This is a genomic window from Streptomyces sp. NPDC059852, from assembly GCF_042731455.1.
Classification (GTDB): Bacteria; Actinomycetota; Actinomycetes; order Streptomycetales; family Streptomycetaceae; genus Streptomyces.
Window position 1 is genome coordinate 1 of record NZ_JBHWJK010000027.1, and the last position, 18396, is coordinate 18396.

At 72.2% G+C, this 18396-nt stretch carries 15 protein-coding genes; 12 read left to right on the top strand and 3 right to left on the bottom strand.

The genetic code is table 11. The features are described from left to right. The first annotated feature begins 200 nt into the window (after nucleotides 1-200). The 10 genes from ACFV46_RS27630 to ACFV46_RS27675 all read left to right on the top strand — a co-directional run bounded on the left by ACFV46_RS27630 (nucleotide 201) and on the right by ACFV46_RS27675 (nucleotide 10676). Nucleotides 201-557: a PRC-barrel domain-containing protein gene (locus tag ACFV46_RS27630; RefSeq protein WP_361936340.1), complete on the top strand. Its 357-nt coding sequence runs from the start codon at nucleotides 201-203 to the stop codon at nucleotides 555-557. Between the two features lie 24 nt (nucleotides 558-581). Further along, a complete protein-coding gene (locus tag ACFV46_RS27635; protein ID WP_376726132.1) occupies nucleotides 582-749 on the top strand; it encodes a hypothetical protein in 168 nt (55 codons plus the stop codon). A gap of 269 nt (nucleotides 750-1018) precedes the next feature. Beyond that, nucleotides 1019-2050, top strand: a complete 1032-nt coding sequence (locus ACFV46_RS27640) for a LacI family DNA-binding transcriptional regulator (protein WP_361936337.1) — start codon at nucleotides 1019-1021, stop codon at nucleotides 2048-2050. 420 nt (nucleotides 2051-2470) lie between these two features. After that, nucleotides 2471-3565 carry an ABC transporter substrate-binding protein gene (locus ACFV46_RS27645; protein ID WP_361936334.1) on the top strand — a complete coding sequence of 365 codons (1095 nt, stop codon included), beginning with the start codon at nucleotides 2471-2473 and terminating at the stop codon, nucleotides 3563-3565. Between the two features lie 81 nt (nucleotides 3566-3646). Beyond that, entirely contained in the window at nucleotides 3647-5206 is a 1560-nt protein-coding gene (locus ACFV46_RS27650; protein ID WP_361936333.1) for a sugar ABC transporter ATP-binding protein, read from the top strand. Next, nucleotides 5199-6161 (top strand): ABC transporter permease, encoded by a 963-nt coding sequence (locus ACFV46_RS27655; protein WP_283288942.1) that lies wholly within the window; start codon nucleotides 5199-5201, stop codon nucleotides 6159-6161. Before ACFV46_RS27650 ends, ACFV46_RS27655 begins: the two co-directional genes overlap by 8 nt. After that, on the top strand, nucleotides 6158-7192 hold the full coding sequence (locus ACFV46_RS27660) for an ABC transporter permease (RefSeq protein WP_385500198.1): 1035 nt from the start codon (nucleotides 6158-6160) through the stop codon (nucleotides 7190-7192). Before ACFV46_RS27655 ends, ACFV46_RS27660 begins: the two co-directional genes overlap by 4 nt. Nucleotides 7193-7295: 103 nt before the next feature. Beyond that, a complete protein-coding gene (locus ACFV46_RS27665; RefSeq protein WP_385500199.1) occupies nucleotides 7296-9656 on the top strand; it encodes an AbfB domain-containing protein in 2361 nt (786 codons plus the stop codon). A 94-nt stretch (nucleotides 9657-9750) separates the two neighbouring features. After that, entirely contained in the window at nucleotides 9751-10113 is a 363-nt protein-coding gene (locus tag ACFV46_RS27670) for a DUF1304 domain-containing protein (protein WP_385500201.1), read from the top strand. Then, nucleotides 10110-10676 (top strand): TetR/AcrR family transcriptional regulator, encoded by a 567-nt coding sequence (locus ACFV46_RS27675; protein WP_385500202.1) that lies wholly within the window; start codon nucleotides 10110-10112, stop codon nucleotides 10674-10676. The genes ACFV46_RS27670 and ACFV46_RS27675 overlap by 4 nt, the downstream gene beginning before the upstream one ends. Nucleotides 10677-10736: 60 nt before the next feature. Here ACFV46_RS27675 and ACFV46_RS27680 read toward each other — a convergent pair whose 3' ends face one another. From ACFV46_RS27680 to ACFV46_RS27690, 3 genes are all read right to left on the bottom strand, one after another. After that, nucleotides 10737-14012: a LamG-like jellyroll fold domain-containing protein gene (locus ACFV46_RS27680; RefSeq protein WP_385500203.1), complete on the bottom strand. Its 3276-nt coding sequence runs from the start codon at nucleotides 14010-14012 to the stop codon at nucleotides 10737-10739. 306 nt (nucleotides 14013-14318) lie between these two features. After that, nucleotides 14319-14975, bottom strand: coding sequence for a hypothetical protein (locus ACFV46_RS27685; protein ID WP_385500204.1), 657 nt, complete (start codon nucleotides 14973-14975; stop codon nucleotides 14319-14321). After that, nucleotides 14972-16615: a serine/threonine-protein kinase gene (locus tag ACFV46_RS27690; RefSeq protein ID WP_385500205.1), complete on the bottom strand. Its 1644-nt coding sequence runs from the start codon at nucleotides 16613-16615 to the stop codon at nucleotides 14972-14974. Before ACFV46_RS27690 ends, ACFV46_RS27685 begins: the two co-directional genes overlap by 4 nt. Before the next feature lie 262 nt (nucleotides 16616-16877). Here ACFV46_RS27690 and ACFV46_RS27695 point away from each other — a divergent pair, with 262 nt between their 5' ends. Both ACFV46_RS27695 and ACFV46_RS27700 read left to right on the top strand, forming a co-directional pair. Continuing rightward, complete coding sequence (locus tag ACFV46_RS27695) at nucleotides 16878-17318, top strand: hypothetical protein (protein WP_385500206.1); 441 nt, start codon at nucleotides 16878-16880, stop codon at nucleotides 17316-17318. A gap of 175 nt (nucleotides 17319-17493) precedes the next feature. Next, complete coding sequence (locus ACFV46_RS27700) at nucleotides 17494-18393, top strand: YihY/virulence factor BrkB family protein (protein WP_385500284.1); 900 nt, start codon at nucleotides 17494-17496, stop codon at nucleotides 18391-18393. The last annotated feature ends 3 nt before the right edge of the window (nucleotides 18394-18396 follow it).

Genomic DNA, 18396 nt, shown 5'->3' on the forward strand with positions numbered 1-18396 from the left:
CCCGTGCGCGGGTTCGTCGGGTCGTGGGTGGGCGCGTACTTCTTGTGGGTCTCCGAGAGGGTGTGGGGGGGCGGGGCGGGGGGGGCCGCGGCCCCCCGGCCGCCCGGCGGCGAAGGTGCCCCACCGTCCTCCCGGTGTCACCGTGAAGAGAGCCCCGGACGGGGTATCCGAACGGAAGGAACGACGAGCGGAGGATCCCGATGTTCGAGGCCGGTGACATCCGGGAGTGGCGCGGCCACGACGTGGTCGACGCGGAGGCGCGCAGGATCGGCAAGCTGGAGTCGGTGTACGTGGACACGGTGACCGACGCCCCCCACTTCGCCACCGTCACGGTCGGCATGCCGACCCGGCACCGTCTGGTGTTCGTCCCCCTGGTGGGGGCGACGGTCGGTCCGGGGTACCTGAAGGTCGCGTACCCGAAGAGCCTGGTCAAGGACGCCCCGTCGATCGACATGGACGGTGTCCTGCCCGCCGAGGACGAGAAGGCCGTCTTCGCCCACTACGAGTTGAGCTACCAGCCGGGGGCCGCCGGTGAACGGCGGCTGGCCCGCCGCTGACGGCACCACCCTGGGGAGGCCGCCATGGCACTGTTCCTGTTCCTGCTCCTCGTGGCCGTCGTGCTCGGGTTCATCGGGGTGCTCGCCAAGGGCCTGTTCTATCTGCTGCTCATCGGCGTGCTCCTGGCGGTCGTCGCCTTGCTCTACGTCGGCCTGCGTATCCGGCGCAGCGGCCGCCGGCCCACCCGCTGAACCGTCCCGGCGTCCCGAGCGCCCGTGTGTGACCCCGTGTGTCGGCAAGCGCTTGCCCGCCCCGGACGCGCCCCCTCGGTCCCGTGTGCGCCGGGCGTGACATCATCGCGCCGTCGGCCCGTACAACTCCTTGTCAGTGCGCGGACGTCGCCTGTATAACGTGCCTGTATAACGTTGTAAACATCCAGCAGGGACTCGGCGCCAGGAGCACGGTGACGACACCGTACCCGCACCGACCACCCGAGTCGGGCCGCTCTGAAAGGAATGCCGTGCGGGTCAGCCTCAAGGACGTCGCCGCCCACGCAGGAGTGTCCATCAAGACCGTCTCCAACGTGGTGAACAACTACCAGCACGTCACCCCCGCCATGCGCGAACGCGTGCAGCGGTCCATCGACGCGCTGGGGTACCGGCCCAATCTGGCCGCCCGTCATCTGCGCAAGGGGCGCACGGGCATCATCGCCCTCGCCCTGCCCGAACTCGGCAACCCCTACTTCGCCGAACTGGCCGCCGCCGTCATCGACGCGGCCGCCGCCCACGACTACATCGTGCTCCTCGACCACACCGGCGGACACCGCGAACAGGAGGTGCTGGTCAGTCAGGGGTTCCGGGCCCGCGTCATCGACGGCCTGATCCTCAGCCCCATCGAGCTGGAGCAGGAGGACCTGCGCGACCGCGCGGAGAACGTCCCGCTGGTGCTCCTCGGGGAGCGCGACTACGACCTGCCGTACGACCACATCGCCATCGACAACGTGGCCGCCGCCCGGGCCGCCGTCCGGCACCTCCTCGACCTCGGACGCCGGGAGATCGCCTTCATCGGGGCCCGGCGGGGCCGCAGCGAGACCGCCCAGCTGCGGGTGCGCGGCTGGCGCGAGGAGCTCACCGCCGCCGGACTCCCCGCAGACGACGGGCTGGTGGCCGCGACCGAGGGGTGGGGTCACGCGGACGGGGCGGCGGCGATGACCCGCATCCTCGACGCGGGCCGCCGGCCCGACGCGATCTTCGCCTACAACGACCTTATGGCGATCGGCGCGATGCGCGTGCTGTACGAGCGCGGGCTGCGCGTGCCCGAGGACACGGCGGTCGTCGGCTTCGACGACGTGGTCGAGGGGCGCTTCGGCGCGGTGACCCTGACCTCCGTGTCCCCGGACAAGGAGGCCATCGGGAGGCTCGCCGTCGAGTCGGTCCTGGCGCGCCTGGGCGGTGAGGCGCCCGAGCCCCGGCGTGTCTGGGCGGACTACCGTCTGGTCGCCCGGGAGAGCACGCTCGGACGCGCGGCCCGGGAGGACGGCGCCGAGAGCTGACGGCCGGGTGCGCCCGTGCCCCCTTGCTGTCGCTTCCCTGCGGCTTCCCCGCCGCTTCCCGCGCGGGTGCGGGCCGGCTCACGACGCCCCGGTGGCGGCGCCCGCCCGGCACGTCCCGGTACCGGACACCCCCTGGCCGACCGGCCGTCGGGGGCGTTCGGCATGTCCGCGCAAGGCGCCCCGCGGCCCTCGAGTGCCCGTGTCCGGTCGCCCTGCGGCCGTCGTACCCGCCCCTCCGTCGCGCGCTTTCCCGGCCCTCGGCGCACAGCTCTCTGCACAAGGGGTTTACAGCGTCCTTCCAACGATGTAAAAACCTCTTGCGGCGGGCTGGACAACGTTGCCCGCCGGGGGAGAGGCACCGTTTCTTCACCTGCGTCGACTCCCCAGTTCCCTTTCAGCGTCGCCCGGATCGGGGTCACCATGCAGCGCACCACTCACCGTCCACGCCTCTTCGCCCGCCCCGGGGTCATGGCCCTGGCCGCCGCGGTGGTCCTGACCGCCGGCGCCTGCGCGAAGTCGGAGGACGACGCGTCGAAGGACACGAAGTCCCCGGCCGCCGCGGGCGCCGAACAGAAGGTCGTCACGCCGAAGCCGGGCAGCAAGTCCTGCGCCATCGACGCCTACGGCGCGAAGAAGATCGACCTGAAGAACGCGACCATCGGCTTCTCCCAGTCGGAGAAGGAGGCCAACCCGTTCCGCATCGCCGAGACCCAGTCCATCAAGGACGAGGCGAAGAAGCGGGGCGTCAAGCTGCTGACGGCCAACGCACAGTCGCAGTTCTCCAAGCAGATCAGCGACGTCCAGGACCTGCTCGCCAAGGGCGCCGACCTGCTCGTCATCGCCCCGCTCAACTCCGACGGCTGGGACCCGGTGCTCCAGGCCGCCGCCGCCAAGAAGGTCCCGATCGTCACGATCGACCGCAAGATCAACGCCACCGCCTGCAAGGACTACGTCTCCTTCATCGCCTCCGACTTCGTCGAGCAGGGCAAGCGCGCCGCCGACCAGATGATCGAGGCGACCGGCGGCAAGGGCGAGGTCGCCATCCTCCTCGGCTCCGCCGGGAACAACGTCACCACCGAGCGCACCAAGGGCTTCAAGGACCAGATCGCCGCCAAGGCCCCCGGCCTCAAGGTGGTGTTCGAGCAGACCGGTGACTTCGCCCGCGAGAAGGGCCAGCAGGTCACCGAGCAGCTCATCCAGTCCAAGCCCGGCATCAAGGGCATCTACGCCGAGAACGACGAGATGGGCCTCGGCGCGGTCGCCGCGCTCAAGGGCGCCGGCAAGAAGGCCGGCGACGTCAAGATCGTGACCGTCGACGGCACCCGCAACGCCGTCCAGGGCATCGTGGACGGCTGGATCAGCGGCGTCATCGAGTCCAACCCGCGCTTCGGCCCGCTGGCCTTCCAGACCCTGGACACCTTCACCCAGGGCAAGGACGTCCCGCAGGACATCATCATCCAGGACAGCGCCTACACCGCGGACAACGCCAAGACGGACATCGCCAAGGCGTACTGATCCACCCCGGGGGCACGGGCGACCGTGCCCCCCCGCCTCCCCTTCACCACGTTCCGCACCCTTCACTTCCTGGAGGCACAGGTGGCACCCCCCGCCGAAGTCCTCGCCGTCCGCGGACTGAGCAAGACCTTCCCCGGCGTCCGGGCCCTGGACGACGTGGACCTCACCCTGCACGCAGGCGAGGTCCACGCCCTGATCGGCGAGAACGGCGCCGGCAAATCGACCCTCATCAAGCTCCTCACCGGCGTGTACCGCCCGGACGCCGGCGAGATCACCTTCCAGGGCGACAAGGTCTCCTTCGCGACCCCGCTGGACGCGCAGAAGGCGGGCATCTCGACCATCTACCAAGAGGTCAACCTCATCCCGCTGCTCAGCGTCGCCCGCAACCTCTTCCTGGGCCGCGAACCCCGCAACCGCTTCGGCGTCCTGGACGTCGCCCGGATGAACCGGGAGGCCGAGGAGATCCTCGGCGGCTACGGCGTCCACGTCGACGTCCGCCGGCCGCTGCGCACCCTCGGCGTCGGCGCCCAGCAGATGGTGGCCCTGGCCCGCGCCGTGGCCACCGACGCCCGCGTCGTCATCATGGACGAGCCGACCTCCTCGCTCGAACCCCGCGAGGTGGAGACCCTGTTCACGGTGATCCGGCGGCTGCGGGACGCGGGCATCGCCGTCGTCTACGTCAGCCACCGCCTCGACGAGCTGTACGCCGTGTGCAGCACGGTCACCGTGCTCCGCGACGGCAAGCGCGTGCACCACGGCAGCCTGGCCGACCTCGACCGGCTCTCCCTGGTCTCCACCATGCTGGGCCGCGACCTGGGCGAGGTCCGCGAGGAGGGCCTCACCAAGTTCACCGGCGAGCACCACGCCGCCGGCAGCGAACCGGTGCTGGACGCCGCCGGACTGACGGTGCCGCACAAGCTGCACGACGTGTCCCTGAGCATCCGACCCGGCGAGGTCGTCGGACTCGGCGGACTGCTCGGCTCCGGCCGCACCGAGACCGCCAAGGCCATCTCCGGCGCGCTGCCCGTCCGTTCGGGCCGGGTCACGGTCGCCGGGACACCGCTGCGCGGCGGCTCGGCGCCGGCCGCGATCCGCGCGGGCATCAGCCTGCTGCCCGAGGACCGCAAGAGCGAGGGCATCGTCCCCGGCCTGTCCGTCCGGGAGAACATCGCGCTCGCCGTCCTGCCCCGCCTGTCCCGCTTCGGCCTCGTCTCCGAGGCCAAGGTCGACAGTGTCGTCGACACCTTCATGAAGCGGCTGCGGATCAAGGCGTCCTCCCCGCACCAGAAGGTCGGCGAACTGTCCGGCGGCAACCAGCAAAAGGTGCTGCTCGCCCGCTGGCTCGCCATGAACCCCAAGGTGCTGCTGCTGGACGAGCCCACCCGCGGCATCGACGTCGGCGCCAAGGCCGAGGTGCAGAAACTTGTGGACGAACTGGCCGCCGACGGCCTGGGCGTCCTGCTCATCTCCTCCGACCTGGAGGAACTGATCGAAGGGTCCGACCGCGTGGTCGTACTGAAGGACGGCGCCGTCGTCGGCGAACTCACCGGCGACGACGTCACCGAGGACAAGCTCATGCGCACCATCGCCGGGGACACCCGCCCGGAGCCGGTGGCGAAGGAGGTGGCGAGCGATGGCTGAGGCCACCCTGCGCACCGCCCCGCTGGACCGCACCCGGGTGCTGCAGTGGCTGCAGACCTACGGCGTCTACGCCGGCGTCGCCGCCCTGCTCGTGGTGAACATCGTCATCACCCCGCACTTCCTCTCCGCGGAGAACTTCCGCACCCAGGCCGTCCAGGTCGCCCCCGTCATCATCGTCGCCCTCGGCATGGCCCTGGTCATCGGAACGGAGGGCGTCGACCTGTCCGTCGGCGCCGTGATGGCGCTGGCCGCGTCCGTCACCGCGCTCTACCTCGGCTACGGGCTGCTGCCCGCGCTGCTCGTGGTCGCGCTGTTCGCCGCCGCGGTCGGTCTGGCCAACGGGGCGCTCGTCGCCCTCGTCGGCGTCCAGCCGATCGTCGCCACCCTGGCCCTCATGGTCGGCGGGCGGGGCATCGCCCTGGTGCTCCTGCCCCAGCTGAAGGACCTGCGCAACCCGTCGCTGGCCTCCCTCGGTTCGGGCGACATCGCCGGAGTCCCCTACCTCATCCTGATCGCCGCCGTGCTGGCCCTGCTGGTCGCCTTCGTGGTGCGCCGCACCACCTTCGGCCGTCAGCTCCTCGCCATCGGCGACAGCCGGCCCGCCGCACAGCTCGCCGGACTGCCGGTGCGCCGTGTGCTGATCCTCGTGTACATCGCGTCGGCGCTGCTGGCCGCCGTGGCCGGTGTGCTCGCCACCGCCCGCCTCCAGGCCAGCGACCCGACGTCGCTCGGCAACCTCATGGAACTGTCGGCGATCACCGCCGTCGTCGTCGGCGGCACCCCGCTCACCGGCGGCCGGGTCAACATCGCCGGCACGGTGGCGGGAGCGGTCCTCATCCAGCTGCTCACCGCCACCCTCATCAAGCACGATCTGCCGCCCTCCTGGACCCAGATCGCCCAGGCCATAGTGATCGTCGCCGCGGTGTACGCGGCACGGGGACGGGGGAAGCGATGACCGTCACGAAAGCGGACGTACCCGTGACCACCGCGAGCAACGAACCGGCGGGGGAGAGCGAGCCGGTCGGCTCCGCCCGCTCCGAACGGCTGAGCGCCCTGATCCAGCAGCACGGCGCCCTGGCCGTGCTGGTGATCGTCTCCCTGGTGGCGTCGTTCTCCTTCGACTCCTTCGCCACCGGCGACAACGTCAGCAACATGGCGACCAGTTCCGCCTTCCTGGCGATCGTCGCGCTCGGCATGACCTTCGTCATCATCACCGGCGGCATCGACCTGTCAGTGGGCTCGCTGTTCGCCCTCGGCGGTGTCCTCGCCGCCTGGGGGTCGCGCCACGGCACCCTGGTGGCCCTGCTGCTGCCGCTGCTGGTGTGCGGGCTGATCGGTGTCGTCAACGGCCTGCTGGTCGCGAAGTCCCGGCTCGCCCCGTTCATCGTCACCCTCGCGGCCATGCTCGGCGCGCGCGGTCTGCTGCTGGCCATCACCGACGAGGGCGCGGACACCTTCCTCATCGGCAAGGGCTCCGTCCTCGCCGAGCTCGGGCAGGGCAGCACCCTCGGCCTCGGCAACCCGGTCTGGATCACCCTCGCCCTGTTCGTCGCCGGCGCCGTCGTGCTGCGCCGCACCCGGTTCGGCCAGCACGTGTACGCGGTCGGCGGCAACGAGGACGCGGCGGCCCTGATGGGCGCCCCGGTGGCCCGCACGAAGATCCTCGTCTACACCCTGTCCGGGCTCCTCGCCGGTCTGGCGGGCGCGCTCAACGCGGCCTGGCTCGCCTCCGGCGTCACGATCCTCGGCAGCGGCATGGAACTGGAGGCCATCTCCGCCGTGGTCATCGGCGGCACGCTCCTGACCGGCGGCCTCGGCTACGTCAGCGGGTCCCTGGTCGGCGTGCTGCTGCTGAAGGTCATCCAGAACGTCATCAACCAGATCGGCTCCCTGGACTCCTCCTACCAGCAGGTGGTCAGCGGCGCCTTCCTGGCCGTCGTCGTCATCGCCCAGACCTGGCTGGGCCGCAGAAGGCAACTCATGTGACGGGTCCCGGGCCCGGCCACCGGGCCCGGGACCGGACGGCCGGCCCGGTTCCGGCCGTCCACTGCACGCGCACGTCTCCCACCCCACGGACCAAGGAGGCACGATGCGTCGAGTACCCGCAGGCCGGCGGAGGTTCGCCTGGCTGAGACGGCGAGCGCGGTGGGCGACCACCGCGCTCGCGGTGTTCGCCCTGGCCGCCGGCACGGCGGTGACGGTCACCGGATCCGCGGCCGCCGCCCCCCAGGCGTGGACCCCCAAGCCGTCCCCCATGACCACCCCGTGGACCGACCAGGTCCCCACCGACACGCCGCTGCCGGAATACCCCCGCCCGCAGCTGACCCGCCCCGACTGGGCCAACCTCAACGGCATCTGGGACTTCGCGGTCACCTCGGCGAACGCCGGGCAGCCCGCCACGTTCCCCGAGCAGATCCGGGTCCCGTTCGTCGCCGAGTCCGCGCTGTCCGGCATACAGCGCAAGATCACCCAGAACGACAAGCTCTGGTACCGGCGCACCTTCACCGTCCCCGCCGGCTGGAGCGGCCGCCGCGTCCAGCTGAACTTCGGTGCCAGCGACTGGCGTACGACCGTCTGGGTCAACGGCCGGCAGGCCGGTGCCACCCACAGCGGCGGCTACGACGCCTTCTCCCACGACATCACCGACCTGCTCACCGCCGGCACCAACACCCTCGTCGTCTCCGTCTGGGACCCCACCGAGACCGGCACCCAGGCCATCGGCAAACAGCGCATCCGGGACGTCGCCCCGCACCCCGGCGGCGGCATCCTCTACACCGCGGCGTCCGGCATCTGGCAGACCGTGTGGCTGGAACCCACGGCCTCCGCGTACGTCAGCCGTCTCGATCTGGTGCCGGACCCGGCGAACAACCGCCTCAAGGTCACCGTCCGCGGCAACGGGACGAACGGCCACCAGGCCCGCGTCACCGTCTCCACCGGCGGCACCACGGTCGGCACCGCCACCGGCCCGGTCGGCACCGAGTTCACCGTGCCGGTCCCGAACCCGCACCTGTGGACCCCGGAGGACCCCTTCCTCTACGACGTCAGGGCCGACCTGCTGTCCGGCGGCACCACCGTCGACTCCGTCGGCAGCTACACCGGTATGCGCACCATCTCCCTCGCGAGCGTCGGCGGCTACCAACGCCCGGTGCTGAACGGCAGATTCGTGTTCCAGACCGGCACGCTCGACCAGGGCTACTGGCCGGACGGCATCTACACCGCGCCGACCGACGCGGCCCTGCGCCACGACCTGCAGAAGCACAAGGACCTCGGCTTCAACATGGTCCGCAAGCACATCAAGGTCGAACCGCAGCGCTGGTTCTACTGGGCGGACCGCCTGGGACTCCTGGTCTGGCAGGACATGCCGTCCATGGAGCGCACCCCCGACGCCGCCGCCCGCACCCAGTGGGAGGCCGAGTACGACCGGATCATCGACCAGCACCGCAGCTCCCCGTCGCTCGTCCTGTGGGTCAACCAGAACGAGGGCTGGGGCCAGTACGACCAGGCCCGCCTCGCCGACAAGGTCAAGGCGTACGACCCCTCCCGCCTCGTCGACAACATGAGCGGCGTCAACTGCTGCGGAGCCGTCGACGGCGGCAACGGGGACGTCGTCGACCACCATGTCTACGTGGGCCCCGGCACCACCGTGCCCAGTGCCACCCGCGCCGCCGTCCTCGGTGAGTTCGGCGGCCTGGGCTTCAAGGTCGCCGGCCACGAGTGGTACCCGGGCGGAGGGTTCAGCTACGAGGACCAGCCCGACCTCGCCCATCTGAACAACCGGTTCGTGGGGCTGATCGACGCGATCCGCGAGGTCCGTATGCCGCGCGGCCTGTCCGCCTCGGTCTACACCGAGATCACGGACGTCGAGAACGAGGTCAACGGCCTGCTCACCTACGACCGTCAGGTGGTCAAGGTCGACGAGCCCCGGGTGCGGGCCGCCAACCGGGCCCTGATCGACGCCTCGCGCGGGTCGACGGCCCCGCTCACCCTGCCCGTGGACCAGTACCGGTCCCTGCGGGTCACCACGCCCGGCTACACCGACCGGTACATGCGCCACAAGGACGGGGCGGTCTTCACCGAGGTGGTGGACGCCGGCAGCGCCGCCCTGCTGAAGAACGACGCCACCTGGCGGATCGTCCCCGGACTGGCCGACGGCACCTGCTACAGCTTCGAGTCGCGCAACTACCCCGGTCAGTACCTGCGGCACCGCGAGTACCGCGTCTACAAGGAGGCCGGCAGCGGCGACCTGTACCGGGCCGACGCCACCTTCTGCCCGGTCCGGGGCGCCGACGGCGGCGTACGGCTGTCCGCCTACAACTTCCCGGAGCAGTACCTGCGCCACTACAACGCCGAACTGTGGCTGGCCACTCCGGGCGGCACCCACACCTGGGACAACCCGGCCCTCTTCACCCAGGACACGACCTGGGCCGTGGAGGCGCCCTGGGCACCGTGACGACGCCGTAGCCGACCGCCCGCCCCTTCCTGGACAGGTGTCCATGTATGCTGGACACCTGTCCAGGAAAGTCGTGCGAGGGGTGGGGCCACCGATGGAGACGACGGCGAGCGTTCTGGTCGCGCTGGTGGCGGCACTGCACGCCTACATCCTGGTGCTGGAGATGTTCCTCTGGCAGAAGCGGCCCGGGCGCACGCTCTCCGGGTTCGACGCCGAACTCGCCCGCGCCAGCGCGCCCCTGGCCGCCAACCAGGGCCTCTACAACGGCTTCCTGTCCGCCGGCCTGGTCTGGGGCCTGATCGCCGACGACCCGGCCGGGTTCCAGGCGCGGGTGTTCTTCCTCGTCTGCGTCGTCGTCGCCGGCCTGTACGGAGGCGCCACCGCCAACCGCCGCATCCTGCTCGCCCAGGCCCTGCCCGGCGCCCTCGCGCTCGCCGCGGTCCTCCTCGCCCGGTGACCGGCGCCGAAGGGGACGCCCGCGCCGTCCGCACCCGCGCCGCACTGCGCCGCGCCCTGCTGGACGCCTGTGCCGAACAGCCGCTGGCCGACCTCAACGTGGCCGCCCTCGCACGGCGGGCCGGTGTCGGCCGGGCCACCTTCTACGTCCACTACGCCGACCTCGAGGCGCTCGCGGTCGACGCCTGCGCGGACGTGGTGCGCGACGCGGTGGAGGCCCTGCACGCCTGGCGCGGCACCCCCGACCCCGCCTCGCCACCGCCCGCGCTTCTCGGCTTCTTCGCCGGACTCACCGCCCACGCCGGGCTCTACCGGGCGCTGCTCGGCCCCGGCGGCGGAGGACCCCTGGGCCGGCGGCTCCACCAGGACCTGCGCGCCCGCAGCCGCGCCGAACGCGCCCTCGCCGGCGCGCCCGAGCCGGACCTCGTCGCCTCCGCGGTCGCCTCCGCCTTCACCGGCGTCCTCGCCGACTGGCTGCACGGCCTCGTCCCCGGCGGCCCGGACGCGACCGCCCACCGCGTGTGGCGCCTGCTCATCGCCCTGCACCGCACCTCGCTGCCCTGAGACGCCGGACGGCCCCGGCGGGAAACGCTCCCGCCGGGGCCGTCCGTGCACTCCGATCCGCTACGGCTTCTCGTCCGTGTAGAGCGCGCTCACCTCCTCGGCGGTGAGCGCCTTGTCGAACGCGTGGACCTCGTCGACGGCACCGTTCCAGAAGTCGGTGTCATTGCCGCCCCACTGGGCCCGGCCGACCGCGAGGGAACCGGTGCTGGGGTAGGCCGCACCGCCGGTGGCGGACGCCGCCCGCTTCCCGTCGACGTACAGAGTGATCGTGTTGTCGGCGCCGTCGCGGACGCCGACCAGGTGGTACCAGCGGCCCTTCTCCGGGGTCGTCACCAGCCGGGCGCGGTTCTCACCCGGGGTGCTGAAGGCGAACGCCCCCTGCCCGTACTGGAGGTAGAACGGGCTGGCCTGGCGCCGGGTGTCCTGGCTGACCGCGGTGGCGTAGTTGCCCGGCAGCTCGTCCAGCCGCACCCACGCGGACACGGTGTAGCTGCCCGTGGTGTCGAGCACCGGCCCGGCCGTCTCGGCGTACTGCCCCTTGCCATCGAACTTCAGCGCGCTGCCGCTGACGCCCGGCGTCCAGTCCGTGCCCTCGCTGAGCGTGAGCGGCTTCTTGTTCGGGCCGTCGTCCTCGGCCGTGGTCCCGGTGCCCTCGTCGAGGGACCAGGACCCGCCGCCCTTCAGCGGGAGCCGGTCGCCCGCCGAGGCGCCGGCGGCGATGACCTTGCGGTTGATCTCGCGGACCGGCGCCGGGTCCACCTTGATCTCCCGGCGGTCGTACGTGTAGAGGCCGTTGAGCTCGTTCTCCAGGTCGGTGATCTGCGTGTAGATCGAGCCGGACAGCTCGGCCGCGGCCTGGTCCAGGTAGAACTTCTCCGTGTTCTCCACGTACTTGCGGGTCAGCGCCTCCTTGGTGTCGACGCCGCTGTAGATCACGGTCGGCGCGCCCGGCCACATGTGCCCGGGGGAGCGCAGCGTGAAGCCGCCGTGCTCGCCGTCCATCGCCGCGCGCTTGGCGTCCGGGAAGGGCGGGTCCTCGTTGTTGTAGTCGTGGTGGTCGATGATGTCGCCCTTGCCCGAGTCACCCTTGGAGTTGCAGCAGTTCACACCGCTGTGGGCGTTGACGACACGGGACGGGTCGGCCTCCTTGACCGCCTCGGTGATCTTGCCGGTCTCGGTGCGGTCCCACTCGCCCCAGCCCTCGTTGAAGACGATCCAGCCGATCACGGACGGCGCGTTGTGGTGCTCGCGCATGATCTCGCGGCCCTGGTCGACGAAGGCGGTGCGCCCGGTCTCGTTGGTGAGGTCGCCGGAGACGAAGTCCTGCCAGACCAGCAGACCCAGCCGGTCCGCGTGGTAGAACCAGCGCGCCGGCTCCACCTTGATGTGCTTGCGCACCGCGTTGAAGCCGAGCTCCTTGTGCGCCTTCAGGTCGAACGCGAGCGCCTCGTCGCTGGGGGCCGTGTAGAGGCCGTCGGGCCAGAAGCCCTGGTCGAGGGTGGCGAGGGAGAAGACCGGCTTGCCGTTCAGCACCAGCTTCTGGAAGCCGCCGACCTTCGCCACGCCGATCTTGCGCATACCGAAGTAGCTGCGCACCTTGTCCGTGGACCTGCCGTCGGTCAGCTTGACGTCGAGGTCGTAGAGGTACGGGTCGTCCGGGCTCCACAGGTGCTGGTTCGCCACCGGCAGCCGCAGCTGCTTGCCCGCCGGTCCGCTGACCTTGCCGACGACCTTGCCGCGCTTGTCCCGCGCCACGGCCTCGACCCGGGCGCCCGCCGACGCCTTGGCCGACTCGACCGTCACCGCGAGGGTGCCGGAGTCGATGTCCGGGGTGGAGACAACGTTATCGATCGACGCGTTCGCGACCGGTTCCATCCACACCGTCTGCCAGATGCCCGACGACTGGGTGTAGAAGATGCCGCCCGGGTTGGTGGACTGCTTGCCCATCGGCTGGTTCGCGCCACCGGTGTCGGTGACCGCGACCACGATCTCCTGGGGTCCCGAGCCCTTGAGCGCGTCGGTGATGTCGGCGCTGAACGCGTCGTAGCCGCCGGTGTGTTCGGCGACCTTCGTGCCGTTCACGTAGACCCGCGCCTGGTAGTCGACGGCGCCGAAGTTCAGCTTCAGCCGGTTGTCCTTGCCGCTCTTGCCGACCTTCCAGTCCTTCGGGACGGTGATCGTGCGGCGGTAGAACATGTGGTCCTCGTGCCGCTCCAGCCCGGAGAGCTGCGACTCCACCGGGTACGGTACGACGATCTTCTCGCGCAGGTCCTTGCCGAACGCGGGCTCCTCACCGGCCTTGGCACCGCTGAACTGCCATGTGCCGTTGAGGTTCTTCCACTTGGACCGCACCTGCTGCGGGCGCGGGTACTCCGGCAGCGGGTTCTTCTTGTCGACCTTGTCGCCCCACTTGGTGGTGAGCCGGTGCGTGGAGGTGTTCTCGGCGTACCGGATCACCTTCGGCACGGTTTCGCCGCCCGAGGTCAGACCGCCCTCGCCGTCGTAGCTGACCCGCACCTGCTGGGCCTTCTGGATGGGCTCGGCGAGCGTCACGATCAGGGAGTTGCGGTCGCCGGGGGCCGTCGCCACCGACTTCAGGGGTATGGCCGTCGTGTCGGCCTCGATCTTCAGGTGGTCCTTGACCGTGCGCAGGTCACCGACCTTGCCCTCGAAGCGGGCGCGCAGCTTGCGGCCGTCCGCCCCGACCGTCAGCTCCACCGGGTAGACCTCGAAGCCCTCGGGCGGGGTGAACGCCGACATCGGCACGAGCTGCTTGGCCAGGCCGGGGCCGGACCAGCGCAGGAACATGTTGGCGCCGCCGAGGTCCTGGAACATCTCCAGCCGGAAGTCGTGCTTCTCCCCGGCGTTCAGGCGGATCTTGGCGCTGGTCTGCTCCTTGTCCCAGTCGGGCTCCCAGTGGTCGATGACCGGCTCGCCGTCGATGAAGAGACGGAAGCCGTTGTCGCCGATGGCGTAGAAGGTGTAGTCGCCGGTCGCCGGCGCCTCGATCTGGCCGGTCCAGCGGGCGGTGGTGTGCTCCGTCCGGCCGGTCAGCTCCTGGAAGGTGCTGGTCAGGCCCGAGAAGTTGATCTGCGGCTCGAGGAGTGTGCCGCCGAGCTGCGCGAAGTCCCGGGCGCCCGGCGCGGACATGGCGAAGTACTCGCCCTTCAGTCCGTGCACCACGACGTCGGACGCCTCGGCGGAGGGGGCCTGAGCGCTGCCGGCCGACTCCGCCGCCGACGCCGTGGCGGCCAGGCCGCTCGGGGGGACGACGAGGGCGGCCGCGGCCAGCAGCGCCCACACTCTGGCTCGGGGGCGGGTGTGTTGTCTTGTCATCGAACCTTTCCTCGCACGGAGGCCGCGGACCGGTGCCGGTCGTCCGGCGGGCCGTGGGCCCGCACGCACACGGGTGGGTCGCGTCGCAAGACCGGCACGGACGCGGTCGGGGCGGCTCTTTCAACGTTGGAAATTCTTGCGACAGCGGAATGACAACACGCCCCTCGGACGGCTGTCCAGACCTCGCGCAGCACTCTGTCGCTCCGTCACCACGGCACGCGCCACACCGACATGGGGCACGGGCGGCTCACCGCCCCCGGCGTGGCACGGCGCCAACTGCGGCTTTGCCGTGTCCACGCGGGGAGTTCACCCGCAGTCGTACGTGAACCGCGCGTCCGCCGTCAGATGGGCGGGCGACAGGATCTCCACCTGGGCCCGGGCCGTGCGGCGACCCTGGCCCTCGAAGGTCCAGCGCAACGTGAGCCGTGCCTGCCGCTGGTCGCGGGCCACCACCTCGCGCAGCACCTTGGAAGCCGTCCCGTCGCTGCGGGTCCACCGGTAGGTGAGGGTGCCCGGCCGGCCGTCCGTCCCCACCAGGGCGACGACGTCCGCGGTGCCGTCGCACGGGAGCACCGCGGGCCGGGCGGTGACCGCGACCGAGCGCACCTGGACGGACGGCCCGAGCCGCTGCCAGGCCAGGAACGCGAGGACGCACAGCAGCACCAGCACGGGCAGGGCGTGCCGGCGCAGCCGCCGCGGCGCCGGTGCCGGGACCGGTGGCAGGGCGGGCAGCGTGCGGTGGGTGCGCTGGGCGACGGCGGCGGTGACACCGGGGCCGAAGCGCAGCACCGTGCCCTCGACGCGGTCGGGTCGCGGCGCCGGCGCGACGAGGGTGCCGTCGGCGTCCGGTCCGGGCCGCTGGATCCAGTGGCTGCCGAGCACGGTGGCGCTGTAGCCGGTGTCCTCCGCGGGGTCCGTGCGGCGCGGGCCGAGGTCGGCCGTCCGGTCGTCGGGCGCGCTCATCGGAGGTCACACTGCCGGGTCAGGAGCTGCTGGGTGGCCGCCCCGCCCGCCGCGGCGGGATCGGTCGTCGCCTGCACGAACCAGTAGCAGCCCCGGTTCTGGAAGGTGTGGTCGACCGGGATCGTGTACCGGGTGGCGCCGCTGCGGGTGAAGGTCTGGGCCGCGCCGTCGGCGGAACCGGGCAGCCCGGCGAGGTTGCCCGTGGACCAGGAGACGGTCACGGAGACCGGGCCGCTGCCGTCCGTGGTGACGACGACGGTCGCGGTGGCGGTCGTGGGGGCGGTCTGCGTGAAGCCGGACACGGCCACGTCCTTCACGGCGGGCGCGGTGGGGGTCGTGGGCGGGGCGTCGGTCGTCGGCGCCGTGGTGCCGCCGGTGTCCCCGGGGGCCGTGCTCCCCGAACTCCCCGTCCCGGTAGGGGAGTCGGTGGGCGGTGCGCCGGTGTCGTCGGTGGCCGTCGGGGTGGGCGACGCGTCCGGCGAGGGCGACGCCGAGGGAGATCCGGACGAGGAGGCGGACGGGCTCGGCGTGCCGGGCCGTGACGCGGGCGCGCCGGGCCGGGCGCCGGTCGTGGCGACGGCCTGGGCCGTGTCGCGCGCGGCGTTGTCCGGAACGAACGGGACCCCGTGCGTCAGGAGCACCCCGAGCAGCACGGCGGCGGCCGACGCCAGCGCCCCGGCGCGGCCGGGCAGCCACGCCCGTACGGGGCCCGGGCCGGGCGGCGGGCCGAGCACGGTGCGCGCGACGTCCGTGGTGCCGTGGGCGCCGCCCCGGGCGGAGGGCAGCAGCAGGGGCAGCAGGGCCACCAGCGCCGCGAGCCGGTCACGGCCGCGGTCCTCCCAGTGCGCCCCGTACGCGGCCCCCGCCACGGCCTCGAGCTCGCGGACGAACTCCGCGGCCCGCGCGGGGCGTTGCGCCGGGTCCTTGGCGAGCCCGCGGCGCACCAGCTCGCGTACCGGCTCGGGCGCCTCCTCGGCCGGTACGGGTGCCTCGACGTGCCGCAGCGCCAGTTCGGCGATGTTGTCGCCCGCGTACGGCTTGCGGCCGGTGAGGCACTCGAAGAAGGTGGCGGTGGCCGCGTACACGTCGGCGGCGGGGGAGGCGGGCGCGCCGGTCCACTGCTCGGGCGCCATGTAGGACGGGGTGCCCGCCACCCCGGCGTCCGTGCCCGCGTCCACGGCGATGCCGAAGTCGACCAGCTTGGACGTCCCCTCCGGCAGCACCAACACGTTCTCGGGTTTGTAGTCGCGGTGGACGACACCGACGCCGTGCGCGTCGGCCAGCCCGAGCAGCGAGCCCTTGAGGACGACCAGCGCGGCCTCGGGCGTCAGCGGGCCCTCCCGGCTCAGGAGGCTGCGCAGCGAGACGCCGTCCACCAGCTCCATCACGATGGCGGCGCCCTGCGGGCTCTCGACGTACTCGTACAGCCCGGTGACGTACGGGCTCTCCAGACCGCCCAGCAGCTGTGCCTCGGCGCGGAAGTCGTGCACGAAACCCGGCCGCGTGCGCAGGGACTCGCTGAGGTACTTCACCGCGACCGGGACACCGGTCTCCTCGTGGACGGCCAGCACGACCCGTCCGCTCGCCCCCGACCCGAGCTCCAGCGACCCGGTGTATCCGGGCACTTCCCATGTACTCATGCGCGTCCCCCCAGGCCGCCTGTCGGCACCGGCGGACCGACGCGCCGCCGTACCGGAGCCCCGGCCGTCCGGCGGCGGCCGTGTCCTGGGCTCAGAGACACATTTTCGGCCGCTGCGGTCTTGTGGCCAGAGCGGACGGCGAGGCGTGCCCCGACCGTGACAAAGCCGTCGCGGACCGACGACATGGCGGGCCTCCGCCTCTCTCCGCGGATGCTCATGATCGAACATGTTTGCTGCCGCGGGGAGCGGCAACGCGGTGTCCATGAGCCCATCCAACAACGACACCAACCAGGAATCCGCAACCGCCAAGAAGACGGCCGCCAAGGCACGTCAGGCCACGTCGCGGGCGACCGCGCCGGCGTCGAAGGCCGCGGACAAGGCGGCGGACAAGGCGGCGGACAAGGCCGGTGACACGGCGTCAGCCGTCGCGGGCACCGCCGAGCGGACCGCCAAGGCCACCTCCGCCGTCGCCCGGTCCGCGGCCCAGCGGGCCGAGGCCGGACGCAAGGCCGTGGTCGCCGCCTCCGGGCAGGCCGTCGCCCTGGCGACGACGGCCTGGACGGTCCTCGCCAACCGCAAGGCCCTCGCCGCCGGCGTCGGCACGGGCATCGCGGTGCTCGGCGCGTCCTCGTACGCGGCCGGGCGGCGCGCCGGACGGCGCACGCTCGGCCCGATCACCCGGCTCACCGGTGGCCGGATCTGATCGCTGAGCCACGCCGGTCCGCACGACGGACCGGCCCGCCGGCACGGCAGGGCGGTGGCGACCTCGCACCGACAGCGAGTCGCCGCCGCCCTGCCGTGTGCGGACGGCCGGCCCTCCCCGCACCCTCCCCGCCCCGTTCCGCGCGGTGCCCTCCGCCCCCACCACCCCCGAGGCCATGTCCGCCGACCCGCACCCCGCCGCCGCACCGCACACACACCGCGTCCCGGAAGCCTGGCTGCCCGCGCTGCGCCGCACCCCGGTGTCGATGTGGCACGACGACATCTCCGACTACGCGGCCGCCCTCACCTACTACGCCATCCTGGCCCTAATGCCCGCGCTGCTGGCCACCGTCGTGGCGTTCAGCCTGATCGGCCCCGACACCGCCGAGGACTTCATCCGGCACGTCACCGCCTACGCCCCCGGACAGGCGAGCGGCCAGCTGCACGACGCCCTGGACCGCACGCTGCGCAGCGGCACCGCCGCCTGGACGCTGCTCGGCGCGGGCGCCGTGAGCGCGCTGTGGTCCGCGAGCAGTTACCTCGCCGTCTTCCGGCGCGCCCTGCACCGGATGCACGGCGTGGCCGACCGGCGCTCGCCCTGGCGCACCGCCCCCCGCATCCTGCTGACCGCCTTCGCCCTGCTGGGTCTGCTCCTGCTCAGCTCGCTGGTGCTGATGCTGTCAGGACCCGTCGCCGAGGCCCTGGGCCGGGCCCTCGCACTCGACGTCATGGCCGCCTGGGCGTGGACCCTGCTGCGCTGGCCGCTGCTGCTGTGCCTGGCGGCCCTGCTGGTGGTCACCGTCTTCCACACCGGCCCCGCCCAGGCCCGAACGCGGCACCGCAGCCTGCCCGGTGGCGCCCTGGCCGCCGCCCTGTGGCTCGCCGTCTCGGGCCTCTTCACCCTCTACACCTCGGCCCTGAGCACCTACAGCCGGCTGTACGGCTCCCTGGCCGGCGTCGTCGTCTCCCTGATCTGGCTGTGGCTGTCCAACCTGGCCCTGCTCGCGGGGGCCCAGTTCACGGCCGAACTGGGCAGGGCGGAAGAGCACAGGACCGACGTCGGGGCGCCCCGTTGACGC

What these genes read in the sequence shown, in the direction of transcription:
- ACFV46_RS27630 (WP_361936340.1), top strand. Translation starts at nt 201, where the DNA reads ATGTTCGAGGCCGGTGACATCCGGGAGTGGCGCGGCCACGACGTGGTC.
- ACFV46_RS27635 (WP_376726132.1), top strand. Translation starts at nt 582, where the DNA reads ATGGCACTGTTCCTGTTCCTGCTCCTCGTGGCCGTCGTGCTCGGGTTC.
- ACFV46_RS27645 (WP_361936334.1), top strand. Translation starts at nt 2,471, where the DNA reads ATGCAGCGCACCACTCACCGTCCACGCCTCTTCGCCCGCCCCGGGGTC.
- ACFV46_RS27655 (WP_283288942.1), top strand. Translation starts at nt 5,199, where the DNA reads ATGGCTGAGGCCACCCTGCGCACCGCCCCGCTGGACCGCACCCGGGTG.
- ACFV46_RS27660 (WP_385500198.1), top strand. Translation starts at nt 6,158, where the DNA reads ATGACCGTCACGAAAGCGGACGTACCCGTGACCACCGCGAGCAACGAA.
- ACFV46_RS27665 (WP_385500199.1), top strand. Translation starts at nt 7,296, where the DNA reads ATGCGTCGAGTACCCGCAGGCCGGCGGAGGTTCGCCTGGCTGAGACGG.
- ACFV46_RS27670 (WP_385500201.1), top strand. Translation starts at nt 9,751, where the DNA reads ATGGAGACGACGGCGAGCGTTCTGGTCGCGCTGGTGGCGGCACTGCAC.
- ACFV46_RS27680 (WP_385500203.1), bottom strand. Translation starts at nt 14,012, where the DNA reads ATGACAAGACAACACACCCGCCCCCGAGCCAGAGTGTGGGCGCTGCTG.
- ACFV46_RS27685 (WP_385500204.1), bottom strand. Translation starts at nt 14,975, where the DNA reads ATGAGCGCGCCCGACGACCGGACGGCCGACCTCGGCCCGCGCCGCACG.
- ACFV46_RS27690 (WP_385500205.1), bottom strand. Translation starts at nt 16,615, where the DNA reads ATGAGTACATGGGAAGTGCCCGGATACACCGGGTCGCTGGAGCTCGGG.
- ACFV46_RS27695 (WP_385500206.1), top strand. Translation starts at nt 16,878, where the DNA reads ATGAGCCCATCCAACAACGACACCAACCAGGAATCCGCAACCGCCAAG.
- ACFV46_RS27700 (WP_385500284.1), top strand. Translation starts at nt 17,494, where the DNA reads ATGTCCGCCGACCCGCACCCCGCCGCCGCACCGCACACACACCGCGTC.